Here is a 17806-nt window from a genome sequence, read left to right on the forward strand (position 1 = left end):
CCCCCGCAAAACGGGTCGAAATGGATCGTGGTCTGTCAAATCGCAAGCCGTTGCCTGGCAATGGCGACATGGAAGCTGGCGCCGAACACCAGCCCATCATCGTTGAAGTCGTAGCTGGAATTGTGCAGCGGCGGCGATGCCTCGCCATTGCCGAGGAAGACGAAGCAGCCCGGTACATGGTCGACGAAACGGGCGAAATCCTCCGACGCCGTCATCGGCTCGCGGGCGACCGCGATATTGCCAGGCTCGAAGACGTTCCTGGCGGCAGCGAAGGCCGCCTCTGCCAGTTCCGCATCGTTGCGCAGAGGCATGAATTCTCTACTGTAATTGACCTCGGCGGCAACGTTGTAGGCGGCAGCGGTACCCTCGGCGATGATACGCATCTGGCGCTCGATCGCGGCGCTGACTTCGGGGCGGAAACTGCGCGCATCGCCAAGGATGCGGGCAAGGCCGGGCAATGCGTTGCGGGTGCCGTCGGTAATCAGTTCGGTCACTGAAACCACCGCTATATCGGCCGGGCTCAGCCGGCGCGAGACGATGGTCTGCAGATGGGTGACCAGCGCGCAGGCGGCGACCAGCGTTTCGTTGCCCGAATGCGGCCGCGCCGCGTGGCCGCCGAGCCCTCTCAGCACGATCTCGAAATTGTCCTCCGCCGACATGATCGGGCCGGCGCGGGTCTCGAAATGCCCGACGGGCAGACCAGGCATATTGTGCAGGCCGAAAATCTCGTCGAAGGGAAAGCGCTGCAGCAGGCCGTCGTCAAGCATGGCCAGCGCGCCCTTGCCCCACTCCTCGGCCGGCTGGAAGATGAAACGCACGGTGCCGTCGAAGCCACCCTCGCCAGCCAGCAGCTTTGCCGCGCCGAGCAGCATGGCTGTGTGGCCGTCATGACCGCAGGCATGCATGACACCCGGATTGCCGGATCGGTAGGGCGCGGCCGACTGCTCCGATATGCGCAGCGCATCCATGTCGGCCCTCAGCGCAATGGCGCGGTTGCCGCTGCCGCGCTTCAGCGTGCCGACGACACCGGTGCCGCCGACCCCCTCCGCGACATCGTCGAGGCCGAATTCGCGCAGCCTGGCCGCGACGAAGGCCGCGGTGCGCTTCTCCTCAAAACCGAATTCAGGGTGCGCGTGCAGGTCGCGCCGCCAGGCGGTCATCTCGCGCTTCAGCGCTTCGAGATTGAGTTCAGCCATTCCTGCGCCCCTCCAGTTCCGCAAGCTCGGTGACGACATCAAGCAGGATGTTGGCGCCGGCAACAAGCTCGGCATCCCCGGTGTGCTCATGTGGGCTGTGACTGATGCCTCCGGCGCTCGGCACGAAGATCATCGCCGCTGGCGCGATGCGCGCGATCATCTGCGCATCATGACCGGCGCCCGAGGTCATGCGCCGCGAGACGAGCCCGCGCTTCTTCGCCGCCGCCTCGATCAATTCGACGACTTTGCCGTCGAAGACAACCGGTTCAAAGCGTGCCAGCCTTTCGACCGTCACGGTGACGCCCTCTGCGGCAAGCTGTTGCAGAAAGGCGGCCAGCGCCGCTTCTTCCGCCCGCAAGCGCTGCTCGTCAGGATCACGCAGATCGACGGTGAAGACGGCGCGCGATGGAATGACGTTGATGGCATTCGGCTCCAGACGCATCGTGCCGACGGTGGCAACAGTTGGCGAATTCGAGGCCGTTGCCCGGTCATGCAGGAAGGTGACCACGCGGGCCGCGGCATATCCGGCGTCGCAGCGCATCGACATGGGCGTGGTGCCGGCATGGTTGGCGACGCCATCGAGGGTGATGCGCTGCCAGGAAATACCTTGCAAAGTCTCCACCGCGCCGATCGGGATGCCCTCCCGCTCAAGGACCGGTCCCTGTTCGATATGCAGTTCGACATAGATGTGCGGCTTGAAAAAACCCGGTTCGCGGTCGCCGGCATAGCCGATGCGGGCAAGTTCCTGGCCGAGCGTGCTGCCATCGGTGCCGACGGCGGCGAGTGCCGCTTCGACATCGACGCCACCGGCATGGACAAGCGAGCCCATCATGTCGGGAGAGAAGCCCACGCCTTCCTCATTGGTGAAGGCGGCGACGGCGATCGGGCGCGACGGGACAAGGCCCGACGCCTTCAGCCTCTCGATCACTTCGAGCCCGGAAAGCACGCCATAGCAGCCATCGTAGATGCCGGCGTCGATGACCGTATCGATGTGCGAGCCGATGAGCAGCGGTGCCTTGCCTGCATTGTCAGCGACTTGCCAGATGCCGAAGATGTTGCCGATGCGGTCGATGGCGACATCGAGCCCGGCCCGCCGCAGCCAGGCGACGAAGAGGTCGCGGCCCTGTTTGTCTGTGTCGGAGGCCGCCAGGCGGATCAGCCTGCCCTCGCCATCGCGGCCAACGGCGCCAAGTTCGCGAATGCGGCCAAGCAGGCGTTGCGCATCGATCGAAATCATGGTGTTGCCTCGGCAGCCAACCTGCCGGCCAGCACGTCGGCCGGGCTCATGCCGACCAGTTCGGCATAACGAAGCGGGTCGGTCGCACCTTCTGTGTTGATCACCAGCACGCGGGATTTGCCGTCGAGGCCGAGTTCGGTTCTGTTCTCGGCCACCGCGCGGATCAGCCCGGCAAGGCCGACGCCGCCGCTTTCGCCGGCGACGACCACCGGATCACTGCCGGCCGGCCGTGCCAGCCGTCGCATCACGGAGACAGCGTCGTCCTCATTCACGGTCATGAAGGCATCAGCGGCGCGCGCCAGCACGCGCCAGGCGACTTGCGAGGCCTCGTAGCATTCAAGCATGGCCATGACAGTCGGCTGGTCGTGCGCCACCTTGACCACGTGCCCTGCCCGGGCAGCCCCGGCAACGCAGGCCGCGCGGGCGGGCTCGACGACAACGAAGGTTGGCCTCGCCGCGCCGAGCACGATGGCGAGATGGCCGGCCACCGCGGCGGCAATGCCGCCGACGCCTGCCTGGACGAAGACATGGGTCGGCGGCTCGCCAAGCTGGCGCAGCGCCTCGCGCACGATCGCCGTATAGCCCTGCATCACCAGGCCGGGGATGCGCTCATAGCCCGGCCACGACGTATCCGACACCACGGTCCAGCCTTTCTCTGCCGCGACCCTGGCGGCCTGCCTGACCGAATCGTCATAATTGCCGTCGACACGGACCATCGCCGCGCCATAACGGGCGATTGCCGAGACGCGCTCGTCGCTGACGCCGGCATGGACAAAGATCACGGCCCTGGCGCCGGCAAGCTCAGCACCTTGCGCGACGGAGCGGCCGTGATTGCCATCGGTGGCGCAGGCAAGAGTCATCCTCGCGGCGACCGAGCGAACCTCGGCCCGGTCGAGATCCTCAACGTCGACGTGACGGCCAAGCCGCTTGCCTGCCTCCTCAAGCACAAGGCGAAAGACAGCATAGGCACCGCCCAGCGCCTTGAAGCTGCCGAGGCCGAGACGAAAGCCCTCATCCTTGACATGCACCGTGCCGAGGCCGAGTTCGCCCGCCAGCGCCGGCAGCGCGTGCAGCGGCGTCATCGCATGATTGTGGCGATGGTCAAGAAAGTGCTCGACCGTATCCGCCCCGGCAATCCCGAGGGTTTCGGCGTCGGCGGCATCAAGCGGCTCACCGTGCAAGACATTACGATTGGGCAGGAACACTGGCGACCTCCTTGGGCAGTCAGCGAGAACATATTGCAAGACAGGCGCAAAGAGCGCTGTAATTGGGCCGCCCAAATGCAAGTTTGTTTCGCGGAACACCTCCATTGCCTCCATCCCCGCTCGACAATTTCGATCTCGCCATCCTGGCCATCCTGCAGCGGGACAACAGGACCCCGCAGCGGCTGATCGGCGAAGCGGTCAACCTGTCGGCACCAGCCGTGCAACGCCGCATCAAGCGCATGGAGCAGACCGGTGTCATTGCGAGCAATGTCGCAGTCGTCGAACCGGCCGCGGTCGGCCAGCCGATCACCATCTTCGTCGAGGTGGAGCTCGAGAGCGAGCGCACCGAGCTCATCGACGCCGCCAAGCGGCAATTCTCGGAAACGCCCGAAGTGCAGCAATGCTACTACGTCACCGGCGAGGCCGACTTCATCCTCGTCATGACGGTGGCCGACATGGGCGCCTATGAGGCGCTGACGCGAAAGCTGTTCTTTGACAGCAACAATGTCCGGAAATTCCGCACCTTCGTCGCCATGGACCGCGTCAAGGTTGGCCTGACGGTGCCGTTGCCGGGTTGAGCCCTGCGGCAGCCAGGGTCCACATGCCATGCTTTGACATTCTACAGTACGCGAATTGAGCAGGGAGGCGCGCTTGGACGACACGACATCGGTAGCGATCATCGGCGCCGGGCCGGCCGGCCTGGCCGTCGCCGCATGCCTGCGGCAGGCGGGCATCGACTTCATCATCATCGAAAAAGAGTTACAGGCCGCGCCCGCCTGGCGGCGCCACTACGAGCGCGTCCACCTGCACACGACCAAGCGCTATTCGTCCCTGCCCTTCGTGCCGTTTCCGAAGCACTATCCGCGCTATGTGCCGCGCGACCTCTTCGTCGACTATCTCGATGCCTATGCGCAACGTTTCGGCTTCAAGCCCCGATTTGGCGAAACGGTGAAAGCGATCACCCGGGAGGGTCGTGGCTGGCGTGTGGAGGCGACATCCGGCTCGTTGCGCGCCAAGCATGTGGTGATCGCGTCAGGCTACAATGCCGAACCCTTGCGGCCCGGATTTGCCGGCGTCGAGACGTTCACGGGCCAGACACTACACAGCGCCGACTATCGCAATGCCACGCCGTTCGCCGGCCAGTCGGTGCTGGTCATCGGCATGGGCAACACCGGTGCGGAGATCGCGCTCGATCTGGTGGAAAACGGCGCACTGCCGACGATTTCGGTGCGCGGCGGCGTTCATATCGTGCCGCGCGAACTGTTCGGCGTACCCATCCAGATGGTCGGCATGGCGACGCGCCTGGGGCCGCAACGCTTCAATGACGTTCTTTTCCCACTCATCCTCGACCTGGTGCAGGGCAGGCTGGAAAAATATGGGCTCAGACGGCCGGGACAGGGATTGCTGGAACAGATTGCGATCGCGTCGCGCATTCCGGTGATCGACGTGGGCACCATCGGCAAGATCCGCGACGGCGCGATCAAGGTTGCGCCCGACATCGCCGAGATCACCGAACGCGGCGCCCGTTTTGCGGACGGCAACCACAGCGAGTTCGACGCGATCATCTTCGCTACGGGTTATCGGCCGGGCTATGCCAAGTTGCTCGAGCCCGACATCCAGCCGGATCGCAGCGGCGTTACCGCGCAAGCTTCGGACCTCGGCCTCTACCTCATCGGTTTCCACAATGCAGTCACCGGATTGCTGCGCGAGATCGGCATCGAAGCCCAGGCGATCACCGATGATATCCGGCACCGGCTGGACAGGAAAAAGGCAGCGGAGACCCTGCCGGTATAAGCCGCGCCTGCAGGCGGCTGACGGGCTTCGGCCTGCTCAACTCGCCTTGCGCAGCCAGACCTTGTTGTCGTGGAAGGCGGCGCCGCCATAGGGGGCCGGCGCGTCGGCGCCGGTCAGCACGTTGATGCCCTCGCCGCGCTCATGCGCGCTGTTGGGCCAAATGCCTTCGGCGATCACCACGCCACGCTTGATGCCGCCGAAGACCTTGGCATGCAGCACCAGGTCGCCGCGCCGGTTGCCGACCTCGACACGGTCGCCGTCGGCAAGCCCAAGCTCCGCCGCATCGTCGGGATGCAGGAGCAGCACCGGCCTGCCTTCCTTCTCCTTTGACACCGGTGTCTCGGCAAAGGTTGAGTTCAGAAAATTGCGCGCCGGCGAGGTCGTCAGCCGGAACGGATGCTGCTCATCAGCCACCTCGATCAGGTCGACATGGTCGGGAAACTCCGGCAGCCGTTCCACCGGTCCGAACAGTCCCATGCTTTTCGGCGGCCGGTTGGGAGCCGCCTGACCGGTCCAGTCGGCGCGGAAGCGGAATTTTCCATCCGCATGGCCGAATCCGCCAATGAAATGCGCGGTCTCGAAATCAGGCTGCAGGTCGACCCATTTCTGTTCTTTCAAGCTGTCGAAGCTGCCCAGCCCGCGCTTGCCCAGAATGATGTCGATATGCTGCTGTTCGGTGAGACCAAAGCCCGGGCGATCGGCGACGCCAAGACGCCTGGCCAGTTCCTCGATGACGAAATGGTTGGTGCGCGGCCCTTCCGGCGGCTCGATCAGCTTCGGCCCCAGCGTGATGTGCTGGTTGCCGCCGCCCTTGTAGACGTCGTCATGTTCGAGAAACATCGTCGCCGGCAGCACGACATCGGCGAGCTTGGCGGTGTCGGTCATGAACTGCTCGTGCACGCAGGTGAACAGGTCGTGGCGCAGAAAGCCCTGCTTCACCAGCCGCTGCTCGGGCGCGACATTCACCGGATTGGTGTTCTGGATCAGCATCGCCGTCACCGGCGGGCCGCCATAGAGCGCGTCGCTGGCGCCGGTCAGCACCGGGCCGATGCGCGAATGGTCGAGATGGCGGATCGCCGGATCGCGCATCCTGGCGCCCTCCAGCAGTTCCTGGTTGAGCTTGAAGATCCCGGAATTGGAATGGAAGGCACCGCCGCCCTCATACTGCCAGCTGCCGGTGACCGCCGCGATGCAGGACGCGGCATGCATGTTGACGGCGCCATTGCGCTGGCGGGCAAAACCATAGCCGAGGCGGAAATAGGTCTTCTTTGTCGTGCCAACCAACCGGGCGAAGGCTTCGATCTCGGCGACGCCAAGCCCGGTGATCGCGGAGGCCCATTCCGGCGAGCGGGTCTTCAGATGCGCTTCCAGCCCGGCGGGATCGTCGGTGTATTTCGAGAGATAAACGCGGTCGGCCAGGCCTTCCTTGAACAGCACATGCATGACCGCGCAGGCCAGCGCGCCGTCGGTGCCGGGTTTCAGGACCAAGCCCATGTCGGCCTGCTTCATGGTCGCGTTTTCATAGACGTCGATGACGACGATCCGGGCACCGCGGTCCTTGCGCGCCTTGATGGCATGCGTCATCACATTGACCTGGGTGACCACGGCATTGGTGCCCCAGATGACCACGCAGTCGGACTTCGCCATCTCGCGCGGATCTGGCCCACGCAAGGCGCCCGCCCCCATCATCCAGCCGGTCCAGGCCAGATTGGTACAGATCGAGCCGAAGAAGCCTGAATATTTCTTGGCATGGCGCAGCCGGTCGATGCCGTCGCGCTGCACCAGTCCCATCGTTCCAGCGTAGTAATAGGGCCAGACAGTCTCAGAGCCGTATTTCGCCTCGGCGGCGACGAACTTTTCGCCGACGAGATCGAGTGCGGCCTCCCAGCTCGCTTCCTGCCAGGCGCCATCGCCCTTGGCGCCGGCTCGGATCAGCGGCTTCAGCAGCCGGTCGGGGTGATGGACGCGGTCCGCATAGCGGGCGACCTTGGCGCAAACGACCCCCGACGTGTAGCTGTTGGCCTTGGCGCCGTGGACGCGGCCGATGCGGTTGTCGTCGAGCAGTTCGACCTCTAGCGCGCAGGTCGACGGACAATCATGCGGACAGGCCGAATGGCCGATGCGAAGCTTGGTGTGCTGGTTCATGGGGTGAGGTTAGCCGGTTCCGAAGTCCGGGTGTAGGGCCAAGTTGGCGCAGTCCTTCTCCCTGCTGACTCAGCCGCGTTCCACTGGTTTTCAGAATTGCGTCGTCAGCGACGTCAGCCATTCGGGCGAGACATTGACCAAGGCCGTCTCCAGCGCCTTGTCGAAGCCGGACAGTATGGCACCCGCGGTGAACAGCAGCAGGACGCCTAGCGCGACCTTCAGTCCGCCGCCCGTTTCCGCGATGCGGCCGCGCCAATGTAGCAAGGTTTCGCGCGACAGCATGCCAAGGATCAACAATGGCGCTGCCGCGCCGATGCCAAACAGGACCATGATGGCCGCGACCTGACCAAGGTTGTGTCCCTGAGCGGCAAGAACGGAGGCCGCTCCGAGTGTCGGGCCGACACAAGGGCTCCACACCGCTCCCAGCAGCAGTCCGACACCGAACTGTCCCCAGAGACCAGCCGAGGAAAATCCTCCGAAGCGCTGCTCCACCCAATTGCCGGCCGGGCCGGCGGCCAGCGCGACGCGCGCCTGCAGGGCAGGCACGACCAGTATGGCGCCGAGGAAAAGCATCAGTACGGCAGCGGCGCTGCGAAAAACACCACCGTCGAGCCCGATGGAAAATCCGATCGTGGCAACGAAGAGCCCTATAACCGTAAAGGAGATGGCAAACCCTGCAGCCAATGCAACAGGACCGTATCGATGCTGGCTGACAGCAGCTCCGAGCACGACCGGTATGAGCGGCAGGACGCAAGGCGATAACGTCGACAGCACGCCGGCCGTGAACGAGAAGGCAACACCAACCAGCATCGCCGTCGCTCAGATGGTGGTGTCAAGCAACTGCTTGATGGAGTCCGCCTGAGTCACGCCGACCAACCGGCCGACTTCCTTCGTGCCCTTGTAGGTGATCAACGTGCTCTGCATCTGCGCACCGAAGGCGCGGACGATATCTTTCTGTCGATCGAAATCGACTTCGAAGACAGCCAGATCCGCATGTTCGGCCATCGGCAGCAACTGGCCGAGAACCTGCTTCTGCGCCTTGCACGTCGGACACCATGAAGCGGTGATCTCGACCAGGATCGGCTTGCCCGCCTTCTGGGCGGCATCAAACGCTTGCTGGGTGTAGGCCATGTGTTCGGCGGCCAGTGCCGCAGGCGCGCATGCAATGCTCGATACGGCGGCAAGGGCGATGAGAAATATACGACGGTCAAACATAGTTCTGCTCCCGGAAGCGATGGCAAGGTATGAAGCCCAGCATGGCGCCATAGTCCGTCATTCGCATCACGGCGGCCAGTCGTTACAGCCTCACGGTCATATTATCGCCGAAGCAACGCACAAGCGCCGAGACAAGGATGTAGCGTTACTCCGCCGTGCCTTCCTCATACTCGGCCGACATGGTCAGCCACTTCTCCTCGTGGCCGGCCAGCGTCTGGGCTAGTTGCGAACGCTCCTTTGCCAGGCGTGTCGCGGTCGAGGGATCCTTTTCGTAGATCGCCGGGTTGGCCAGTTCGTCCTCGATACCGTCGATGCGCTTGCGGATTCGGTCCATCAGCGCTTCGGTGGCGCGGATCTCCTTGGCGAGCGGTTCAAACGCGGCGCGGCGCTGGGCTGCCTCGCGGCGACGGTCGGCTTTCGACGCCTTGTCGGCCTCGCGCCGCTCGCGGCGGTCGCCGGACACGCCAGTGACCAGCGTCTTATAGTCCTCAAGGTCCCCATCATACGGGTTGACCGCGCCATCCTTGACCAGCCACAGCCGATCGGCCGTCGCCTCCAGGAGATGGCGATCATGCGAGATCAGGATGACGGCGCCGGGAAACTCGTTCAGCGCATGGATCAGCGATTCACGGCTGTCGATGTCGAGATGGTTGGTCGGTTCGTCGAGGATGAACAGGTTCGGCCCTTCGAATGCCGAAAGGCCCATCAACAGCCGCGCCTTCTCGCCGCCGGACAGGTCCTTGGCGGGCGTGTTCATCTTCTCCGTCGACAGCCCGAACTGGGCGACGCGCCCGCGCACCTTGGATTCCGGCGCTTCCGGCATCAGCCGCCGGACATGCTCGTAGGCGTTTTCCTCAGGGCGGAGATCGTCGAGCTGGTGCTGGGCGAAGATCGCCACCTTGAGCCCGGGCGCCACCGTCATCGTGCCGGTCTCCTGCTTCAGCCGGCCGGACAGCAATTTGGCGAAGGTCGACTTGCCGTTACCGTTGGCGCCAAGCAGCGCGATGCGGTCGTCGGCGTCGATGCGCAGCGTCATCTTCTTCAGGATCGGCTGCCCCTCGGTGTAGCCGACATTGACGTTGTTCAGCGCAACGATCGGCGAGGCCACCGTCTTGACCGGTTCAGGGAAAGAGAACGGCCGCACTGAATCATTCACGATGGCCGCGATCGGCTTCATCTTTTCCAGCGCCTTGATGCGCGACTGCGCCTGCCTGGCCTTCGACGCCTTGGCGCGGAAGCGCTCGACGAAAGACTCCATATGCTTGCGGGCGGCTTCCTGCTTGACGCGGCCTTTTTCCTGCAGCTCCTTCTGCTCGGTGTACTGGCGCTCGAACTGGTCGTAGCCGCCGCGCCAGAAGGTCAGCTTCTTCTGGTCGAGGTGAACGATCGAATTGACGGCGCGATTCAACAGATCGCGGTCGTGCGAAATCAGAAGCACCGTGTGCGGATACTTCGATACATAGTTTTCCAGCCACAACGTGCCTTCGAGATCGAGATAATTCGTTGGCTCGTCGAGCAGCAGCAGATCAGGTTCTGAAAACAGCACGGCGGCGAGCGCCACGCGCATGCGCCAGCCGCCGGAAAAGGACGAGGCGGGACGGCGCTGCGCGGCGTCGTCGAAGCCGAGGCCGGCCAGGATGGTGGCCGCCCGGGATTCGGCCGAATGCGCGTCGATGTCGGCTAGCCGCATGTGGATGTCGGCGATGCGGTGCGGATCGGTGGCGGTCTTTTCTTCCTCGAGGAGTGCCGTGCGTTCGAGGTCGGCCTTGAGCACGATCTCGATCAGCGGCTCCTCGGTTCCCGGTGCTTCCTGCGCCACCTGGCCGATGCGCGTGTTCTTCGGCAGGTTGATGGAGCCGGTCTCGGAGGGGAAATCGCCGGTGATGGCCTTGAACAGCGTCGTCTTGCCGGTGCCGTTGCGACCGACAAGGCCGGCCTTGGTGCCGGCCGGCAAGGTGAGCGAGGCATGGTCGAGAAGCAGGCGCCCCGCCATGCGCAGCGAGAGATCGTTGATGATAAGCATGGCCGCGCTTTCGCACGGGAGACACCAGCTTCGCAAGACCTTGCGGACCAGTTGGCCACGCAAGGTCGCGAAACGGTGTCCGCAACTAAAGCGCGTCGCGCTGAAACGGATTCAGGCGACGCGCTTTAAGTCTTTGTTTTGATGCATGTCGTTGTCCCAGAACCGCTGCACACTTCTGGGCGACATGCATTAGGCCGTCAAGGTCGCGAGCCGGCCGCCTCCTTGCCGGCCCAACCGAACTCAGGCAGTGGCCTTGCCACGCTTTGTCGTCTTGGCCACGACGGCCGGCGCGGCCGGCTTGCGGCCAAGTCCGGTCGACTTCGCCAGCGCCGACCGGGTCGCCGAGTAATTCGGAGCGACCATCGGATAATCCGGCGGCAGGCCCCATTTGGCCCGATAGTCGTCCGGGCTCAAACCATAGTCTGTCCTGAGGTGTCGCTTGAGCGACTTGAACTTCTTTCCGTCCTCCAGGCAGATGATGTAGTCGGGAAACACCGACTTTTTCGGGTTTACAGCCGGAACCAGGCTCGGGCTTTCCACGACGACCGCGCCAGCCAGCTTTCGTACCGATGCGCTGACGCTGGCAATCAGGTCAGGCAGGCCGGAAGCCGGAAGCGGATTGTTGCCTACATAGGCAGAGACAATATCGGCCGTCAGCTCGATAACAGTCTTATCCTCGATATTTGACAATTCTTTCACCCTATTTGCGACAAAGTCATCCACCCCAGCGAAGACTTCTGTCGATGTATCTCTTTAACCGCGTCCCCCAACGGGCGCCAAGCGCCAAAACGAATCAAGACTTGACGACAACTATTTTTATGGGAAATCGGCGTCGCGCAAATTAGAAAATCTAATACTTAGACACAGCAGACTTGGTTGACCGGGCGTCGGCCAATATCTCAAGAATACGCCGCCAGCGGGCACAACGCCCAAAATCCTTCTGCTCAATCGCCTTTTCGGCCTTCATAGCCGCGTAAAGTGGTGCCTCGGCGCCAAATTCCTTGATCAGCCAAAGTGCTTCCTGCCTGGCGAGACGTTCATTGTCGTCAAACATGGTCTTGCGCCTCCGAATGCTCCAGGCCGACCGCGATGCAACTGCCGATGACAAGGACGGCGCCGGCGATGGCGGTCGCCGTCAACCGTTCGCCGGACAACGTCAGCAGCAAAGTCGACGCAATCGGCGTGAGATAGGCGACGACGGCGACCTTGCCACCACGTTCGAGCTTCAGGGCGCGCGACCAGAAGTAATAACCCAGCCCCATCGGGCCGGCGCCCAGATAGAGTCCGAGGGCGAGATCCACGCCGACAGGCCAGGCGACGCCTTCGCGAGCTGACCATAAAAACGTCAAGACGACGCCGATGAGCGACGAAGGCAGCAACAGGCGGTCCGGCGACATGGCGAGCCGGCCCACCACCACCGAATAGAAAGCCATGCACAGCGCGGAGCCGAATGCGGCGAAATAGCCGACGAGGTCGCCCTGGAACCAGTTGCTCTCACGTCCTCCCGAAATCACCAGCGCGACGCCGCCGAATCCAAGGGCGGCGGCAAGGCCCAGCAAGCCCGGTCGCCGCGGATTTTCGAAGGCGATCACCGCCGCGGCAACCATCAAAGGCCAGGTGTAGGCCACGAGATTGGCTTCGATCACCGGCATCGAGGCGAAGGCAACGTATTGGAGCACCATGGTGCCGACCAGACCGATGAAGCCGACCGCCAGAGGAGCGAATGCGGCCCTGCCCGCGACCGGCCGAGCCGCCTCCCGACCCAAGAACCGGATCAGAGCGAAGACCAGGGCAGCTCCCGCAAATTGCAGGAACTGTACCTGCGACACCGGATGGGTTGCCAGAAGGGATTTGCCGACCAGGGCATTGGTCGACCACAAAGCCACCGCGCCAGCGGCGAAGACCAGCGCGGGTATCGAGCCTGATCCAAGCCGAAAGTATCGGCAAGGAGCTCTAGTTCCGCGCTCGACCATGATCTCGTCCGAAACCCGGTTCGCACTTTTCGGGATCATGGTTGGTTACCATGATTCCCTGGCTCCCCCTGGAACCTGTGTTTCGGCGACCGGGGCGGGCGTCGGATGCTCCGCCTCGAACCGGCGATAGGCCGGCAACTGGTTGGTCCAGACATCTTCGGCGAGCTCGTCGACCCATTCGCGGTCGTGGTCGTTGTCGGCGGCGAGATAGAACATCCTGTTGTCGTCGACATAGGGCTTGGCCACCGAACGCTGGTTGAGCACCAGCGTGACGCGCTCGCCATACCGGATCGGCGCCGTACGATGCAGGACACCGAGGAACTGCCCGAGCGTGGCGTAGTTCATCTTGTGGTCGATGCGCATGATGCGGTTGCGCGGAATCTCGCGGCCGGATTCGAGGATGGCGCGGCCGGTCTCGGAATCATCGCAATAGATTTCGAGATGTCCGCCAACCAGCGGATCGCTGATCGACAACGGAATGAGCTCGGTGACAGGAACGCCGTCGCAATGCCATTCGACGGCGCCGTCCCTGGGATTCATGAAGGTAACGGTCGAGCCGACAATCGACAGCGGATAGGGCTCGAGCTTCGTGCCCATCATGTCGGACAGCCGCTCCAGACGCAACTTGTCGTGCAGCAACTCGTTGATTTCGGGGATGAAACGGTCGGCGCCGGTGATGAAGGTCAGATCGAGGTGCTTGTGCACGGCATGGCTGGCCTTCAGCCTGAGCGCCGCTTCCTCGATCGCGGCAAGCAGTGCCGGATCATAGCCGTGCAGATACTGCGCCACGCCGAAACTCGACACTTTCCAGGCGGTTTCGTGGCCGATGATGGCCTCGCGGCTCATCGCATAACGCAGTTCGGGTATGGTATGTGCGTTCATTGTACTTCTCCAAGTGGGGGGCAAACACTTGGTTAACAGTCGATTAAATTAGCCCCCCCTGTAAAATTAGGAATGCTAGTGCTACCGTAAGCCCAGCTTAAGGTCGAAACCCGTGCGTCTGCTCAGTCAGGTCAACCTCAATTCGCTGAAAATCGTGGAGAGTGCCGCACGCCACGGTAATTTCACGCGCGCCGGCGAGGAGCAGTTCATCACCGCTTCAGCGGTCAGCCAGCGCGTGAAAAGCCTGGAGGATCAGCTGCGCTTCAAGATTTTCCAACGCGGCGGCAATGCAGTATCGCTGACGCCGGAGGGCGAGACCTATGTCTCGCGCGTTCGCGAAGCGCTGGAGCGGATCGTCGCCGCCAGCATGGAAGCGACCGGGCAATCGCAGGAGCATGTGCTGAAAATATCCGTGCTGCCGACCTTTGCCGCGCGCTGGCTGTTTCCGCGCCTGCCGCTGTTCCAGCAGCAACATCCCGATATCGTCATGCGGGTTTCGACGTCCTACGCCACGCACGAATTCACGAGCTCCGATTTCGATCTCGAAATCCGTTATGGCGACGGCCATTTCAACGGGCTGCCAGCCGACCTTTTGTTTCGGGAAGACCTGACACCGGTGTGCAGCCGCAAACTGTTCCACGAAGTTCTTGGCAACAAGCCGGTGTCGAGGGTAACACCGGACGACCTCAAGCTCTTTACGCTGCTGCATTCCGACACCTGCACCCAGAACTGGCAATCCTGGCTTGGTTTTGCCGGCGCCAGCTTCGTGCTCAGCGAGACCAAAAGCATCTATTTCGACTCGTGCATGATGTCCTACGAGGCGGCCAATGCCGGAATGGGCTTTGCCGTCGCCAACCGCGCCTATATGGCCAGCGACATTCGCGGCGAGAGGCTGGTCGCGCCCTTTGCTGTCCACCATCCGAACACCGCCGGTTGGTACTTTGTCGCCCCCCACAAGAGCCTTGCCGCACGCAAGGTGCTGCTGTTCAAACAATGGGTCATGGCGGAAGCGGCGCTGACGCAACGCCAATTGGATAGCGACGTCAGGGATTTGGCTTCCGAGGCTGTCTGAAATTCAGATCGGCCCTCAATAGCCCGCAGATGACCGCCGGCCAGAAGATTGAGGACCATCGGTTAATGGACATCCAATCCAGGCAACCCGCTCTGGTCGGCGAAATCGTCGAGCTCAAGCCCCTTCACCAGGAGCATTCGCAGGGACTTCTGAGTGCGGCCACGGACGGTGAGCTGTGGAATCTGAAGGCCACCGTGGTCCCGGGGCCAACCACGATCGACGGCTATATCGCCACCGCCCTGGCTGGCCGGCAGACCGGGACTGTCATGCCTTATGCGATCGTCCTGCGCAGCACGGGACGGATCTGCGGGAGCACACGGTTCTGGAAGATCGATCGTACGAACAGAAAGTTGGAGATTGGGCACACATGGCTCGGCAGTTCGGTTCAGCGATCGGGCGTCAATACCGAGGCTAAATACCTTCTACTCGCCCATGCTTTCGAGGTCATGGAGTGTGTTCGCGTGCAGTTCACCACGGACGAACTGAACGACGCTTCGAGAGCCGCCATCCTGCGGATAGGCGCAAAGCAGGAAGGGATCCTTCGCAATGAGCGGATCATGCCGGACGGCCGGAAACGCAATTCCGTCCGTTTCAGCATCATCGATTCCGAATGGCCTGACGTGAAGGCAATGCTGCAGCAAAAAATGCGGCGATAGCCAGCGCCGACCGCTCGGCGCAAAGCGAGAACAATCAGGAGTCAGGCGAAGGCCCTTCCCTCCTCCGTGCGCTGGAAATGCGCCAGGTCGAGCGTTACGGACGGGCGGCCCAGAACCGTCAGGATCATATGGGCCTGGCCGCGATGATGGGTCTGGTGGTTGAAGACATGAGCCAGAGCGGGCGCCAGGCGCTGGGAGACGGTGCGCATATCCGACACCGTCATATAGGTGAAGCGGCCTGTCAGCGCCTTGTCGCTCAAACCGGTGAGCCATTCGAGAATCCGCCGATCCTCCACCTCACGCGCCACCCTCAGCTTGGGCAAGCCCCGGTGCAGTATGGCGTCCAGTGCCGTCGGCGCGTCGCCTTCGCCGGTGAAGCGCTTCATCCAGATGCGGTCCGCGGCGAGCAGATGGTTGAGCGTGCCCATCAGAGAACCGAAAAAGGCCCCGACATCGCGATTGAATTCCTCTTCGTCGAGATCGCCGGCGGCATCATAGATGCGGCCATTGGCCCATTGATTGTAGGCCGCAAACATCATGAAGTGCTGTTTCATCTTTTCTCCCGCCGGCCCGCTTCGGGTTTCGGGCGATACCTAGACCGCAAAGGGACACGCGCCAATGGCCATTCTGCTTTACGATCTCGTCGGGCGAGACGAGAGCCGCCCGTTCAGCCCACATTGCTGGAAGGCAACGATGGCGTTGGCGCATAAGGGCCTCGATGTCTCGACCGCGCCGACGCGTTTTCTGGAGGTGCCGACGATCGAAGGCGGCGCTTCGAAAACCGTTCCGGTGATCCGCGACGGCGACAAGGTCGTCGCCGATTCCTTCACCATCGCGCTCTATCTCGACGAGGCTTATCCGGGCCGGCCGACGCTGTTTGGCGGCGATGGCGGCAAGGCGATGGCGCGCTTCATCGAACGCTGGTCGCAATTGACCATTCATCCCTACATCACCACCGCCGCGCTCGTCGACCTCCATGCCATGCAGGACGAGCGGAATGCCGTGTATTTCCGTCAAAGCCGGGAGCAACGCTTTGGCAAGAAGCTGGAAGACGTCGTCACGGCCCGTGACGCCGGGCTGACAGCCTTCCGGGCTGCGCTCGAGCCGCTGCGCTCAATGCTGGGCTACCAGCCTTTCATCGGCGGCGCGTCGCCGCTGTTTGCCGACTATATCGTGTTCGGCGCGCTGCAATGGGCGCGCGTAGCGACGCCGTATCAATTGCTCGACGATGGCGACGTCGTGGCTCAGTGGTTCGCCCGCTGCCTCGACCTGCATGGCGGGCTGGGGCGAAAGGTTGCGGCGGCGGCGTGACGGCGGCAAAACGCCTGCCCTGCCCGCAAGGCAGCTGGGCCATCAATCCGTTGCGAAAATCAGCGGCGGGACAGCCGGCCTTACTTGGCCGCCTTTTTTGGCTTGCTGGTCTTCGGCTTGCTGGCCTTCGCCACCGGCTTTTCTTCCTTGGGGGCGGCCTTTGCCTTGCCGGCGGCAGATACCTTCTTGGCTGGCTTGGCCGGTTTGCCCGCGTCCTCCCGCTCGATGTCGGCCGCGGCCTGGTGCCAATGGCGTTCGTGGTGACCGGCCGGTTGCCCTTCTTCCTGCCAGATCTGGTGGGCGCGATTGCGAATGCGCTCCTGACGATCATCGGTCATGGTCATGTTGTCTCCATTCGGGCCGACTTCAGCGCGGCGCCGACAAGCGACTATAGCAAGCAAAGCGTTGCTGTGCAGCCGTTCTGATCTTGCTCCGGAAAGCCAACAATCGGCTTTCCGTCCGCTTCGCGGACCGGTTCCGGCCCTTCGCTCGCGCTCCGGGCGTTCGTCGCTCGCAAAGCCAAGCAATTGGCTTTCCGTCCGCTTCGCGGACCGCTCCTCACCCCCTTGGCAATGGGCTGGGCGGCTTGTATAGAGCCCGCCACTCTCGATTCCATTCCAAGACAAGGACGACCCATGGCGCTCGAACGCACCTTTTCCATGATCAAGCCGGACGCAACCCGGCGCAATCTCACCGGCGCCATCACCAAGATGCTCGAAGATGCCGGCCTGCGCGTCATCGCTTCGCGCCGGGTGTGGATGAGCCGCCGCGAGGCGGAAGGTTTCTACGCCGTCCACAAGGACCGCCCGTTCTTCGGCGAACTGGTCGAGTTCATGTCGTCGGCACCGACGATCGTCCAGGTTCTGGAAGGCGAGAACGCCATTGCGAGGAACCGCGAAGTGATGGGCGCCACCAACCCGGCCAACGCCGCCGAAGGCACCATCCGCAAGGTGCACGCTCTGTCGATCGGCGAGAATTCGGTGCACGGTTCCGATGCGCCGGAAACCGCCGCGCAGGAAATCAAGTACTGGTTCTCGGACACCGAGATCGTCGGCTGAGCGGCATTGCCAGTCTCATGTGAAAGGCCGGCACCTCGC

At 63.1% G+C, this 17806-nt stretch carries 19 protein-coding genes; 6 read left to right on the plus strand and 13 right to left on the minus strand.

Annotated features, from left to right (window positions below):
* Nucleotides 1-35 precede the first annotated feature (35 nt).
* From EB233_RS23090 to EB233_RS23100, 3 genes are read right to left on the minus strand one after another with little or no spacing between them, the layout of a single operon-like run.
* Nucleotides 36-1196 carry a M20 aminoacylase family protein gene (locus EB233_RS23090; RefSeq protein ID WP_064991697.1) on the minus strand — a complete coding sequence of 387 codons (1161 nt, stop codon included), beginning with the start codon at nucleotides 1194-1196 and terminating at the stop codon, nucleotides 36-38.
* Nucleotides 1189-2433 (minus strand): Zn-dependent hydrolase, encoded by a 1245-nt coding sequence (locus EB233_RS23095; protein ID WP_064991698.1) that lies wholly within the window; start codon nucleotides 2431-2433, stop codon nucleotides 1189-1191. The genes EB233_RS23090 and EB233_RS23095 overlap by 8 nt, the downstream gene beginning before the upstream one ends.
* Complete coding sequence (locus EB233_RS23100; protein WP_064991699.1) at nucleotides 2430-3638, minus strand: diaminopropionate ammonia-lyase; 1209 nt, start codon at nucleotides 3636-3638, stop codon at nucleotides 2430-2432. The genes EB233_RS23095 and EB233_RS23100 overlap by 4 nt, the downstream gene beginning before the upstream one ends.
* 104 nt (nucleotides 3639-3742) lie before the next feature.
* Between EB233_RS23100 and EB233_RS23105 the strand changes: the two genes are divergently transcribed.
* Both EB233_RS23105 and EB233_RS23110 read left to right on the plus strand, forming a co-directional pair.
* Nucleotides 3743-4216 (plus strand): Lrp/AsnC family transcriptional regulator, encoded by a 474-nt coding sequence (locus EB233_RS23105; protein ID WP_064991700.1) that lies wholly within the window; start codon nucleotides 3743-3745, stop codon nucleotides 4214-4216.
* A gap of 73 nt (nucleotides 4217-4289) precedes the next feature.
* Complete coding sequence (locus tag EB233_RS23110; RefSeq protein ID WP_064991701.1) at nucleotides 4290-5432, plus strand: flavin-containing monooxygenase; 1143 nt, start codon at nucleotides 4290-4292, stop codon at nucleotides 5430-5432.
* Between the two features lie 36 nt (nucleotides 5433-5468).
* Here the strand turns inward: EB233_RS23110 and EB233_RS23115 are convergent, their stop codons facing one another.
* From EB233_RS23115 to EB233_RS23150, 8 genes are all read right to left on the minus strand, one after another.
* The gene (locus tag EB233_RS23115; RefSeq protein WP_064991702.1) at nucleotides 5469-7577 is read right to left on the minus strand and encodes a molybdopterin-containing oxidoreductase family protein; all 2109 of its coding nucleotides are present in this window, start codon (nucleotides 7575-7577) and stop codon (nucleotides 5469-5471) included.
* Nucleotides 7578-7667: 90 nt separating this feature from the next.
* A complete protein-coding gene (locus EB233_RS23120) occupies nucleotides 7668-8387 on the minus strand; it encodes a cytochrome c biogenesis CcdA family protein (protein ID WP_064991703.1) in 720 nt (239 codons plus the stop codon).
* A 9-nt stretch (nucleotides 8388-8396) separates the two neighbouring features.
* Entirely contained in the window at nucleotides 8397-8708 is a 312-nt protein-coding gene (locus tag EB233_RS23125; protein WP_343064831.1) for a thioredoxin family protein, read from the minus strand.
* Nucleotides 8709-8937: 229 nt separating this feature from the next.
* The gene (locus EB233_RS23130) at nucleotides 8938-10815 is read right to left on the minus strand and encodes an ABC-F family ATP-binding cassette domain-containing protein (RefSeq protein WP_027053256.1); all 1878 of its coding nucleotides are present in this window, start codon (nucleotides 10813-10815) and stop codon (nucleotides 8938-8940) included.
* Between the two features lie 240 nt (nucleotides 10816-11055).
* Nucleotides 11056-11505, minus strand: a complete 450-nt coding sequence (locus EB233_RS23135; protein ID WP_081294320.1) for a Ros/MucR family transcriptional regulator — start codon at nucleotides 11503-11505, stop codon at nucleotides 11056-11058.
* A gap of 160 nt (nucleotides 11506-11665) precedes the next feature.
* The gene (locus EB233_RS23140) at nucleotides 11666-11869 is read right to left on the minus strand and encodes a hypothetical protein (RefSeq protein ID WP_064991705.1); all 204 of its coding nucleotides are present in this window, start codon (nucleotides 11867-11869) and stop codon (nucleotides 11666-11668) included.
* On the minus strand, nucleotides 11862-12788 hold the full coding sequence (locus EB233_RS23145; protein WP_064991887.1) for a DMT family transporter: 927 nt from the start codon (nucleotides 12786-12788) through the stop codon (nucleotides 11862-11864). Before EB233_RS23145 ends, EB233_RS23140 begins: the two co-directional genes overlap by 8 nt.
* A gap of 45 nt (nucleotides 12789-12833) precedes the next feature.
* Nucleotides 12834-13670, minus strand: a complete 837-nt coding sequence (locus EB233_RS23150; protein ID WP_064991706.1) for a hypothetical protein — start codon at nucleotides 13668-13670, stop codon at nucleotides 12834-12836.
* 112 nt (nucleotides 13671-13782) lie between these two features.
* Between EB233_RS23150 and EB233_RS23155 the strand changes: the two genes are divergently transcribed.
* Nucleotides 13783-14742, plus strand: coding sequence for a LysR substrate-binding domain-containing protein (locus EB233_RS23155; protein ID WP_027053261.1), 960 nt, complete (start codon nucleotides 13783-13785; stop codon nucleotides 14740-14742).
* Between the two features lie 65 nt (nucleotides 14743-14807).
* The gene (locus tag EB233_RS23160; RefSeq protein ID WP_244277807.1) at nucleotides 14808-15398 is read left to right on the plus strand and encodes a GNAT family N-acetyltransferase; all 591 of its coding nucleotides are present in this window, start codon (nucleotides 14808-14810) and stop codon (nucleotides 15396-15398) included.
* Between the two features lie 41 nt (nucleotides 15399-15439).
* On the opposite strand, the gene EB233_RS23165 is transcribed toward EB233_RS23160, so the two are convergent.
* Entirely contained in the window at nucleotides 15440-15952 is a 513-nt protein-coding gene (locus EB233_RS23165; RefSeq protein ID WP_064991708.1) for a DinB family protein, read from the minus strand.
* Between the two features lie 64 nt (nucleotides 15953-16016).
* Between EB233_RS23165 and EB233_RS23170 the strand changes: the two genes are divergently transcribed.
* Nucleotides 16017-16709, plus strand: coding sequence for a glutathione S-transferase family protein (locus tag EB233_RS23170; protein ID WP_064991709.1), 693 nt, complete (start codon nucleotides 16017-16019; stop codon nucleotides 16707-16709).
* 80 nt (nucleotides 16710-16789) lie between these two features.
* Here the strand turns inward: EB233_RS23170 and EB233_RS23175 are convergent, their stop codons facing one another.
* The gene (locus tag EB233_RS23175) at nucleotides 16790-17053 is read right to left on the minus strand and encodes a DUF2934 domain-containing protein (protein ID WP_081294299.1); all 264 of its coding nucleotides are present in this window, start codon (nucleotides 17051-17053) and stop codon (nucleotides 16790-16792) included.
* Between the two features lie 291 nt (nucleotides 17054-17344).
* Between EB233_RS23175 and ndk the strand changes: the two genes are divergently transcribed.
* The gene (ndk, locus tag EB233_RS23180) at nucleotides 17345-17767 is read left to right on the plus strand and encodes a nucleoside-diphosphate kinase (protein WP_010915217.1); all 423 of its coding nucleotides are present in this window, start codon (nucleotides 17345-17347) and stop codon (nucleotides 17765-17767) included.
* The last annotated feature ends 39 nt before the right edge of the window (nucleotides 17768-17806 follow it).

It is taken from the genome of Mesorhizobium erdmanii, from assembly GCF_013170725.1.
Classification (GTDB): Bacteria; Pseudomonadota; Alphaproteobacteria; order Rhizobiales; family Rhizobiaceae; genus Mesorhizobium; species Mesorhizobium erdmanii.

Bases quoted from the DNA above. Each gene is read 5' to 3' on its own strand.
- EB233_RS23090 (WP_064991697.1), bottom strand. From the start codon at position 1,196: ATGGCTGAACTCAATCTCGAAGCGCTGAAGCGCGAGATGACCGCCTGG.
- EB233_RS23095 (WP_064991698.1), bottom strand. From the start codon at position 2,433: ATGATTTCGATCGATGCGCAACGCCTGCTTGGCCGCATTCGCGAACTT.
- EB233_RS23115 (WP_064991702.1), bottom strand. From the start codon at position 7,577: ATGAACCAGCACACCAAGCTTCGCATCGGCCATTCGGCCTGTCCGCAT.
- EB233_RS23120 (WP_064991703.1), bottom strand. From the start codon at position 8,387: ATGCTGGTTGGTGTTGCCTTCTCGTTCACGGCCGGCGTGCTGTCGACG.
- EB233_RS23125 (WP_343064831.1), bottom strand. From the start codon at position 8,708: ATGGCCTACACCCAGCAAGCGTTTGATGCCGCCCAGAAGGCGGGCAAG.
- EB233_RS23130 (WP_027053256.1), bottom strand. From the start codon at position 10,815: ATGCTTATCATCAACGATCTCTCGCTGCGCATGGCGGGGCGCCTGCTT.
- EB233_RS23140 (WP_064991705.1), bottom strand. From the start codon at position 11,869: ATGTTTGACGACAATGAACGTCTCGCCAGGCAGGAAGCACTTTGGCTG.
- EB233_RS23145 (WP_064991887.1), bottom strand. From the start codon at position 12,788: ATGGTCGAGCGCGGAACTAGAGCTCCTTGCCGATACTTTCGGCTTGGA.
- EB233_RS23150 (WP_064991706.1), bottom strand. From the start codon at position 13,670: ATGAACGCACATACCATACCCGAACTGCGTTATGCGATGAGCCGCGAG.
- EB233_RS23160 (WP_244277807.1), top strand. From the start codon at position 14,808: ATGGACATCCAATCCAGGCAACCCGCTCTGGTCGGCGAAATCGTCGAG.
- EB233_RS23165 (WP_064991708.1), bottom strand. From the start codon at position 15,952: ATGAAACAGCACTTCATGATGTTTGCGGCCTACAATCAATGGGCCAAT.
- EB233_RS23170 (WP_064991709.1), top strand. From the start codon at position 16,017: ATGGCCATTCTGCTTTACGATCTCGTCGGGCGAGACGAGAGCCGCCCG.
- EB233_RS23175 (WP_081294299.1), bottom strand. From the start codon at position 17,053: ATGACCATGACCGATGATCGTCAGGAGCGCATTCGCAATCGCGCCCAC.
- ndk (WP_010915217.1), top strand. From the start codon at position 17,345: ATGGCGCTCGAACGCACCTTTTCCATGATCAAGCCGGACGCAACCCGG.